General features: G+C 66.4%; 2 protein-coding genes. Both read right to left on the bottom strand.

Annotated features, from left to right (window positions below; translation table 11 throughout):
* Positions 1-610: porin family protein (locus tag AB1824_13490; protein ID MEW5765972.1), on the bottom strand; the 610-nt coding region annotated here is incomplete at its 3' end.
* 613 nt (positions 611-1223) lie between these two features.
* The gene (locus AB1824_13495) at positions 1224-2339 is read right to left on the bottom strand and encodes an OmpA family protein (GenBank protein MEW5765973.1); all 1116 of its coding nucleotides are present in this window, start codon (positions 2337-2339) and stop codon (positions 1224-1226) included.
* Between the last annotated feature and the right edge of the window lie 156 nt (positions 2340-2495).

Consider the following 2495-nt stretch of genomic DNA (forward strand, 5'->3'; position numbering starts at 1 on the left):
GCGGAGGAGGAGGCGGCGGAGGCAACGGCTTGCGCTTCAAGAAACTGAGTCCCGCCAGGAGTTCGGCGTTCCAGTAGGCGCCTCCCACCTTGGGAACGCGCATGGACGTTCCGCCCAGGACCACGTTCTCATGCTCGTTGGGATAGTCCGTATCGAAGCAGTACTTGGCGAGGGCCTCCACGCGGAAGGCGACCCGGGGGCTGATGTGGTGGCGCAGGCCGAAGCCGAGGTGGGCCTGCTTGTCCCCCTCGAAGGCGTCCGCGAAGGAGTCCGACCGGTAGGCCACCCAGCCCAGGCCCATCTTGAGGTAGGGTTCCCAGAACTTGTCGGTTCGGAAGGAGCGGAGCGCCGAAAGCCGGAGGCTCTGGGCGTCGTAGTTCCGGTCGTCGAACTCGGCGTCGCCGTACCCGAGCTGGAATTCCAGTCCCCAGGCGTCGGTGAAGTTGTACCCGGCAGAGAACGCGCCCATCAGGCCGCTCGAAATCTCGTTGCCGTGGCCCGAGTACCCGATCATCGGGGAGAATTCCCACATGCCCTTTTCCGCCTGGGCCAAGGCCGGCAAGGCCAGGAGCGCCAGGACAAGGGCCACCCATCCAATCCGTTTCGCCATCAAATGTCCCTCCTTCTCTTGAGGAAGAGTCTGTTTCGTCTGGACCCAACATAGCAAGCCGATTTCCGGATTGCAACAAGAACACACACTTTCCCTTATGCGTGTCCAAAAGAAAGCAGCGTGTCTCCTTCGAACGTCGGCCGGGCCCTGGCCGCGCCCTTGGCGCGGCACGGAGGGCCTGGTCCGGGCGCGTCCATGCCAGCCTCCCCGCGCCCCGTCCCCAGCCCCTCCGCCGCCCTTCGGGCTCCCGGCCCGGCCTCGTGCTGGAATGCCTCTCCCCCCTCCTCCGGCGTTGCGCCGGCGGCGCCGGACCGATTGCGGCGTCAGCCTTCTCCGGCCAGCTCCTCGACGTACATCCCAGTACGCCCGCGTCGCAGCCGCCTCGGCTTCCTTGCACTCGGCCCACCGGCGCCGGGACGCGCCTTCCTCCGCTTCGCTCCGGAAGGCAGGCGGCGCAAGACGGGTAAAACGATCTTGGACAGGCATGACTTTCCCTCGCGATCCGGGCCCCTCCGGGCTGCGTGCTCCAACGGGGCTGGGCCGCGCGGAATTCCCGAAACGAAAAGGGGGCGGCACGGCCGCCCCCCCTCCGACACTCGAAAGGCAGAGAGCTTTACTTGACGGGGACCTGGATGGGCGCCACCGATTTCACTTCGGCGCGGCGGTTCTTGGACTTGCCTTCCTTGGTGGTGTTCTCGGCGATGGGCTCCGTGTCCGCCTTGCCCAGAGCGCTCAGGATGCGGGACTCGGAGATTCCGTGTGCCACGAGGTACTTCTTCACGGCCTCGGCCCGGCGGAGGCTCAGCGTGTCGTTCCAGCTGCGGGAGCCGTCCGAATCGGTGTGCCCGGTGATGTTCACCTGGAGCGCCGGGTATTCGTTCAACCGAGCCACCACGCCGTCGAGGAGGGACACCCCGTCGGCCGGGAGGTCCCACTTGTCGACCTTGAAATGGGAGATGACCTCGCTGAGGGAGACGGTCATCATGGCCGGCGCCGGCTTGACGGGCGCAGGCGGAGGCGGCGGAGGCGGAGGCGGGGCGACGGGCTGGGGCGCCGGCTCGGGCACGGGCGCCGGGGCCGGGGGAGGCGGAGGCAGGGGGCGCTTCTTGGGGAAGAAGGAGAGGCCCAGGAGGACCTCGTAGCTCATGAAGGAGTCCTTGACCGGGTAGAGCGTGTTCCACTGGTACAGCGCGGGACGGGGAGGCAGGGGCCAGGGGATCGACCCGCGGATCTTCTGAAGCTCGTAGGCGTGGGTGTTGCCGTACTTGGCGTCGTAGGTGTAGGAGGCCAGGGCCTCCATGCGGAGGGCCACCCGGGGAGACAGGAAGCGCCGGATGCCGCCTCCGAGGTGGACGGACTTGTCACCGTCGAAGACGTCCCCGAAGCCGTCCGGATCCATGGCCGTGCCGCCCAGGCCGACCTTCACGTAGGGAACGGTCTTGTGGTCCGGCAGGAAGTTGAAGAGGACCGACAGGCGGAGGGTGGACATGTCGCGGTTCAGGTCCAGGACCTTGCTGTCCGCGTAGGCCGTCTGAAGTTCGAGGCCCCACTGCTTGGTGAAGTGATACCCGAGGCCGAGGGAGCCCTCGAAGCCGTTCTTGAGTTCGGCGCCGGGGAAGCTGTAGCCCACCATGGGGCTGATTTCCCAGTCTCCGTCGATCACCTGCGCGGAGGCCGGCAGGGCGAGGAGCGCCAGCACCGCCAGGGACACCAACCATTGTTTCCTCATTTCACTGCCCTCCTGGACCGATTCGTCCGAATCCTCTACCCGTCTTCCCATTCCGTCCAACGGCCCCGGACCTCCGGCCTCTCGGATGATTGAAAATGAGGCCTGCCCGGAATCTCGCATTCATGATAAACAGATCCCTTCAGGGGGTCAAGCATG

The organism is Acidobacteriota bacterium, assembly GCA_040752915.1.
Classification (GTDB): Bacteria; Acidobacteriota; UBA4820; order UBA4820; family DSQY01; genus JBFLVU01.